This window comes from Citrobacter sp. Ce104, assembly GCF_030334595.1.
Lineage (GTDB): Bacteria > Pseudomonadota > Gammaproteobacteria > Enterobacterales > Enterobacteriaceae > Citrobacter > Citrobacter europaeus.
On the sequence record NZ_JAOWDP010000061.1, the window covers coordinates 1 to 6,603 of the forward strand.

At 52.7% G+C, this 6,603-nt stretch carries 5 protein-coding genes; 1 reads left to right on the forward strand and 4 read right to left on the reverse strand.

Features of this window, described 5'->3' with window-relative positions; genetic code table 11:
• The 4 genes from OGW16_RS08275 to dld all read right to left on the reverse strand — a co-directional run.
• Positions 1-488 (reverse strand): LutC/YkgG family protein (locus OGW16_RS08275; protein ID WP_286518258.1); only part of this gene is annotated, 488 nt, incomplete at its 3' end.
• Positions 481-1,908, reverse strand: a complete 1,428-nt coding sequence (locus tag OGW16_RS08280; protein WP_003830092.1) for a LutB/LldF family L-lactate oxidation iron-sulfur protein — start codon at positions 1,906-1,908, stop codon at positions 481-483. The genes OGW16_RS08280 and OGW16_RS08275, both read right to left, overlap by 8 nt.
• 10 nt (positions 1,909-1,918) lie before the next feature.
• Positions 1,919-2,638 carry a (Fe-S)-binding protein gene (locus OGW16_RS08285; RefSeq protein ID WP_001102105.1) on the reverse strand — a complete coding sequence of 240 codons (720 nt, stop codon included), beginning with the start codon at positions 2,636-2,638 and terminating at the stop codon, positions 1,919-1,921.
• 74 nt (positions 2,639-2,712) lie between these two features.
• Complete coding sequence (gene dld / locus OGW16_RS08290) at positions 2,713-4,458, reverse strand: D-lactate dehydrogenase (RefSeq protein WP_023157191.1); 1,746 nt, start codon at positions 4,456-4,458, stop codon at positions 2,713-2,715.
• A gap of 388 nt (positions 4,459-4,846) precedes the next feature.
• On the opposite strand from dld, the gene OGW16_RS08295 reads away from it, so the two are divergent.
• The gene (locus OGW16_RS08295; RefSeq protein WP_286518260.1) at positions 4,847-6,400 is read left to right on the forward strand and encodes an L-lactate permease; all 1,554 of its coding nucleotides are present in this window, start codon (positions 4,847-4,849) and stop codon (positions 6,398-6,400) included.
• Positions 6,401-6,603 lie beyond the last annotated feature (203 nt).

Below are 6,603 nucleotides of genomic sequence, written 5' to 3' on the forward strand. Positions count from 1 at the left end.
GAGGACTCCGGCAACAGGCTCAGGGAGCGCCCGCGCTCCGGTGCGGAAAACAGCACCACGCCGCCGGACTCGGTCAGGCCATATTCGGCAAACACTACGCCGACTTTCGCCTGCTCAGCCTGGGTAATATTTTCGCTACCACGCGCCGGATCCCAGACCACGGCGTTGCATTCCTGCTGCAAGCGTTGGGTGATGCCCAGCTCCACCAGCCGGCTGTCGCCGCTCAGCACCACCGGCTGCTGACCCAATTCTTCGCACAGGCGCAGCGCCGCGTCTGCGGCCTGGTCCTCGCGGGTCAGTTCGCAGCGGGCCAGCATCACTTCGCTGGCAAACTGGATAAACGCAGAGCAGCGCTGCTCGGGGCTAAGCTCGGTCAGGCGCTCGTTGGCAAAATTGTTAACCGGTGCGGCATCCGCTTGCGGCTCGAAACGCAGCGGGCGACCCAGCGCCTGGGCGATGGTGTTTAAAAACGCGGTACGGTTATCCATTCTTTTTCTCCTGCGCCTGATGTTTCTTAAACCAGCTGCGGAAGCTCTCGCCGTCAGCATCAGGCAGATCGCGCGCCTCCATCCAGTCACCAATCGCGCCAACCTTGAGCGGCGTTTTGCCACCATTGATAAACCAGCTCGCCGCATGCGCGCCCGCCATCATCCCGACTTTCCACAGCCCCGGATGGCTATTGGCATAGGCGAACATCTTGATCGCCCGTCGCTCGGCTTTCGGCGTAATGCCCTCCTCGGCCATCACCCGGCGATGACGCAGGATCAGTTTTGACAACGGAATACGCACCGGGCAGACGCTGTCACAAGCCGTGCACAAAGAACAGGCGTACGGCAGGTCTTTAAAATCTTTATAGCCGCCGAGCAGCGGAGAAATCACCGCGCCGATAGGGCCGGGATAGATAGAGCCATAGCCGTGCCCGCCGATGTGGCGGTACGCCGGACAGGTGTTCATACAGGCTCCGCAGCGGATGCAGCGCAGCACATCGCGAAACTCTGAGCCCAGCACCTGCGAGCGACCGTTATCGACAATCACCAGATGGAACTCTTCCGGTCCGTCAACGTTGTCCGCCTCACGCGGGCCGGTCAGCCAGGTGTTGTAGCCCGTCAGACGTGCGCCCACGGCGCTGCGCGCCAGCATGGTAATCAGCACATCCACCTCGGCAAAGGTCGGCGCGATACGCTCCATGCCCATCACCGCAATGTGCGTTTTCGGTAGCGTGGTGCACATGCGCGCGTTGCCTTCGTTGGTCACCAGACACACCGAGCCGGTTTCCGCCACGGCAAAGTTACAGCCAGTAATACCGATTTCGGCACTGAGGAAATCCTCGCGGATCTTCTGACGAATGAACAAGGTCATAGCTTCCGGGGTTTCCGGGCCGTCGTACCCCAGACGTTCGTTCAGCACGCGGCGGATCTGGTAGCGATCTTTATGAATCGCCGGAACCACGACGTGCGAAGGCGGATCCTGATCCAACTGCAGGATATATTCCCCGAGATCGGTTTCGATCACCTGGATTCCGGCATCCTGCAACACATGGTTGACGCCGATTTCTTCGGTCACCATCGACTTGGACTTCACCACCTTCTGCGCATTTTTACTCTGCGCGACCTGCAAAATGTAGCGAGTGGCGTCTTCTTTGGTTTTGGCGAAATAGACGTGTCCGCCGTTTTCCGTCACTTTCTCGGAGAGTTGGTACAGGTAAGCGTCGAGGTTGCTCAGAACGTGATCGCGGATCTGGCTGGCACGATCGCGCCAGTCTTCCCAGTGGCCTAACTCATCGACCATTTTTTGCCGATTCGCGCCGATACGCTCCTGCGCATTAGCCACGGCTTTGCGCATAATCGGATCTTCTATCTGCTGACGAATACGCAGTTTAAATTCTACATCGCTGGTTTTTATCGACATCTCTTTCCCCTCAGCGGCTCATCAGCACTTCAGCAATATGCATCACTTTGACCGGCTGGCCTTCCCGTTGCAGTCGACCGCCAATGTTCAGCAGGCAGCTAACGTCTGCGCCAATCAAAAATTCCGGCTTTGCGTCCATCAGATGTAATACTTTCTCTTTCACCATCTCACCGGATATCTCGGCCATCTTGACCGAGAACGTCCCGCCAAAGCCGCAACAAGTATCCTGATCGGCAAACGTCAACAGCTCCAGTCCGCGCACGTTTTTCAGCAGCGTAAGCGGCTCTTCCTTCACTCCCAGTTTGCGGGTCAGGCTACAGGAAGGATGATACACAGCGCGGCCCTGCAGGCTGGCACCAACGTCCACCACACCCAGTTTGTTGACGATAAAGGAGGTGAGATCCTGCATACGCGCGGAAACTTTCTCAGCACGCAGCGCCCATTCCGGTTCATCGGCCAGATACGTCGGGTAGCTTTTAACCGCGTAGGTGCAGGAGCCCGCCGGGGAGATAATCGGATCGTCGTTGTCTTCCAGCGCGGCGATCAGGTTTTTCATCCCGGGGATCGCCTCTTTGATGTAACCGCTGTTGATGGCTGGCTGACCGCAACACCCTTGCTTCTCGGGGAAATTAACGCGACAACCCAGTTTTTCCAGCAGCAATACGGAGTCTCGTGCCATCCGTGATTTCAGTGCGTCACCAATACAGGTGACAAAGAAATTTACATTCACAATAACTACTCCATTGCTTCATTTCTGTTTATTGCGCTTGATATCGCGATATCAAACAAATGTTCATTCGTATTTCATGCCCAGTTTTTATGTTTGCTGGTTTTACCAATACCTGGGTTCATAGTGTTGGTCGGATCATTTTCCTGATAAAAACGTGCCAAATTTTCCGGCGCTTTATACAGATGGCCGACATTGTGTTCCGCCGGATATTGCGCTCCGCGTTGGCGCAGTAATTCCAGCATCTGTTCTTTTAACGCGTGGGCATCTACGCCTTTTTTAACGATATAATCCTGATGGAATACATGGCACATAAAATGGCCGTAATAGAGTTTATGCACCAACTGACTGTCAATTTCCGCCGGTAAATGCTCATACCATTCGGTATCATTGCGGCGTAATGCAATATCCAGCGCGAGAATATCCTCAACCTCGTCAGAATGAACGGCCTGATAACGAATGGCAGCACCCGCGGCGGCAAAACGATGCAGAAACGCCTTACTGCCCTCTTCCGCGGTACAGGTAAAGAACGCGCCCTCGGCCGATTTAAAATAGTCCGTTAACCATGCCTGGGCTTCGGCCACACCCTCACCGGACATTTTCAACATCAGATGGTGTTCATAGTTATCGCGCCAGGTCTTCATCCGCGCCGGGAGATGGCTCGGGAACAGATGGCTAAAAGCCTGCATCGCGCGGTCGGTAAAGTGCGGGCGAAAGATCTTCACCTTCTCAAGTATGGCCTCGGTACGCCCCTTCAGGTTGAAGAAGAACGGCATTTTGTCCGTGCCAAGTTTGTCGATCATCAGGAAGGTATCTTTGCTGTATTTCTCTGCAATATCATAGATATCGCGGTGCATATACTCCCCAGCAACCGGCAGGTTTGTAAAATTCGCCAGGATGTGGCGGCGAATCTCAGTCAGGACATCAGTCTGATTGGTACCGATATAAAAGACCTGCTGGTTCTTCTCGGCTTCAAAGGTATCCAGACGTACGGCAAACACCGCTAACTTGCCCGCGCAGCCAGAGGATTCAAACAGGCGATCCGGGTCAGCGTTGTAACGTGCTGGCGTGTCGGCATTGATGTCCCGCACGCGGCTAACATAGTCGTGATCGTGCGCGTGACGCCCGTCATGGTTGACGAGCACGGCTTCAATCGCATTGTTATCCAGCCGGGCAAGGATTTGCTCTGGCGTCTGACCTAGCTCAATGCCGAGGTGATTGACCAGCTGCAAGCGTCCCTGTTCATCAATACGGGCAAACAGCGACATCTCGGTATAAGCCGGGCCACGCTGGACCAGAGAACCGCCGGAGTTATTACAGATACCGCCGATAACCGACGCGCCGATGCACGAAGAGCCAATCACCGAATGCGGCTCACGGCCAAACGGCTTCAGCGCCTTTTCCAGCGAATACAGCGTGGTGCCCGGATAAGCCAGCACCTGCTTACCCTCATCCAGCACATGCAGACTGTCCAGCCGCAGCGTGCTGATAATGACGATCTCGCGGTCGTAATCATTACCATTGGGCGTCGAACCCTCAGTCAGGCCAGTGTTCGACGCCTGCATCAGGATTATTTTATCGGCCTCAACGCAGGCGCTAAGGACTTTCCAGAGTTCAAGCAAAGAGCCGGGGATAACCACCGCCAGAGCATCACCCTGACCCGAGCGAAAACCCTTACGGTAACGCGCAGTTTTTGACGGTTCGGTGAGGATATGAGCAGGGCCAACCAATTGGGTAAGAGTTGTCAAAAAGGTCTTATTATCAGTATGTTTCATGGAGGGCGGCTCTCCGCTCCTTATATCAGGGCCAGTGAAAATGGCCATAAGTTTATTTGTACGACAAAACAGAATATTCCCTCAATCAATATCCACATGCAATACCCCATTTTATTTCTTTCGGCACCGCTCACATTTTTTAATGAAATTACCACTACCACATAATTCATACTCCGTTCTTTTACTGGATGCCAAAACGCTTATTTCATTTATTGCAAAGACCATTTCATACCTATTAATGATTAACTCTAATGGGTATTATTATATTTAGTGGTTATTCATATTTAATAAAAAAAATAACATTATTTATACAATTATTAACCTTTGTAACTTTATTTCACTGAAGCGATTCAGTTTGCATTTTTTATTTTATTATTAAGGTAGCCTCCTTCCCCCTAAATATAGTTAAGTCTAAAAAAGTAAATCGGGAATTGTAATGCACGAATATTTAATGTTTGCTCTGGCACTCTCTCCTTTGCTGCTGATGGTATTTTTAATACTGAAATTAAAAATGCCCATCCATTATTCCGTACTGATCTCTTTGGTATTCACCGCTGCACTATCGGCAATATTCTGGGAAATGCCCACACAGAATCTGAAAGCCGCGATAGGCTATGGTGCACTGAAGGGACTATGGCCGATCGTAATTGTTATCCTCGGCGCTATCTTCAGTTATAACGTCATGCAGGCGACCAAAGCGCTGGATATTCTGCGCGATATTCTCGCCAGCATTAGCGAAGATAAGCGTATTCAGGTACTGCTGATTTCATGGTGCTTTGGTGGATTTCTTGAAGCCGCGGCGGGTTATGGTACGGCGGTCGCCATTCCGATCGGCATTCTTATTGCGCTGGGATTCAACCCGCTGAAGGCGGCGATTGCCTCTCTGGTGGCAAATACCGTTCCCACTGCATTCGGCGCGGTCGGGATCCCGGTTTCTATTCTGGCGGAACAGGTTAACCTGCCGGTTTATACCTTAGGCGGAACTATTATTCTGCAGCTCGCGCTGTTTAATATTCTGCTGCCGTTTGTGATTGTCTGCATTATTGGCGGCGGCCTGAAAGCCATTCGCGGCGTATTTCTGATCACGCTGATTTGCGGTATCACCACGCTGGTTCCACAGTATTTTGTCGCCATCCATCTTGGCGCGGAATTACCTGCCTTTGCCGGGAGCCTGGTCAGCCTGCTTGCCGTGGCGATGGTCAGCCGCCTGCGCAAAGGGAAAACCGATCCCGAGTGGCGCATTGAGGTCAGCCATACCCGCGAAACCACGCCGCGCTCGGCAAAAGTGTTGTTCCGGGTTGGCTCTATTTATCTGTTTATTTTTGTGTTTATCCTGCTGTGTTCGCCGCTGTTCCCGACAATAAAAGGCGCGGCATCCCAACTGGCTTCGGTGCTGCATTTCACGTTGGCTGACGGCAAAACGATGGCGCTGAAAGTTGAATGGGTGACCACACCGGGGATGCTGATCATCTTTGCGACCATTATCGGCGGTTTTATTCAGGGAGCGTCCGCACGTGGGATGCTGGAAGTATTTATCAAAACGATTTTCCAGCTTAAAAACTCTATCGTCGCAATTATGGCGATCGTCGCGCTGGCCACGGTGATGGATCTCAGCGGGATTATCTCCACGCTGGCCCAGTCGATTGTCGATCTGACCGGCAGCTCGTACGTCTTCCTCGCCCCGGTGATTGGCGCGCTGGGCACGTTCGTGACCGGCAGCGATACCAACTCGAACATTCTGTTCGGCAAGCTGCAAACCATTGCCGCCAGCAAGTTACATATCGATCCTAACTGGCTGGCGGCGGCCAATACCTCTGGCGCTACGGGGGGGAAAATGATTTCGCCGCAAAGCATCGCCATCGCAGTTTCTGCCACCAAAATGGACGGTCAGGCCAACCAGATTATGTCTGGCACCATGAAATACTGCTGCGCCTACATTGTGATCCTCGGCCTGAAAGTCGGTCTGTTTTATTACTGGTTTATGGCGTAAACCATTGTCAACCCCGTCAAATTCGCGGCAATCGAATTTGACGACATAGTGACCAAAAAGGTTTACACCGCCCCGGGAACGGAACGAGGCAACAGACTTTACGATTTGTCGGCGCTGACTAAAATAGCGCCGATGTTTCAAATCGAGGATTGTTGTTATGTTGTTCTGGAAAAAGATGGTGAAGAAGTTCGACGCCTTTTCCG

Bases quoted from the DNA above. Each gene is read 5' to 3' on its own strand.
- OGW16_RS08280 (WP_003830092.1), bottom strand. From the start codon at position 1,908: ATGTCGATAAAAACCAGCGATGTAGAATTTAAACTGCGTATTCGTCAG.
- dld (WP_023157191.1), bottom strand. From the start codon at position 4,458: ATGGCCATTTTCACTGGCCCTGATATAAGGAGCGGAGAGCCGCCCTCC.
- OGW16_RS08295 (WP_286518260.1), top strand. From the start codon at position 4,847: ATGCACGAATATTTAATGTTTGCTCTGGCACTCTCTCCTTTGCTGCTG.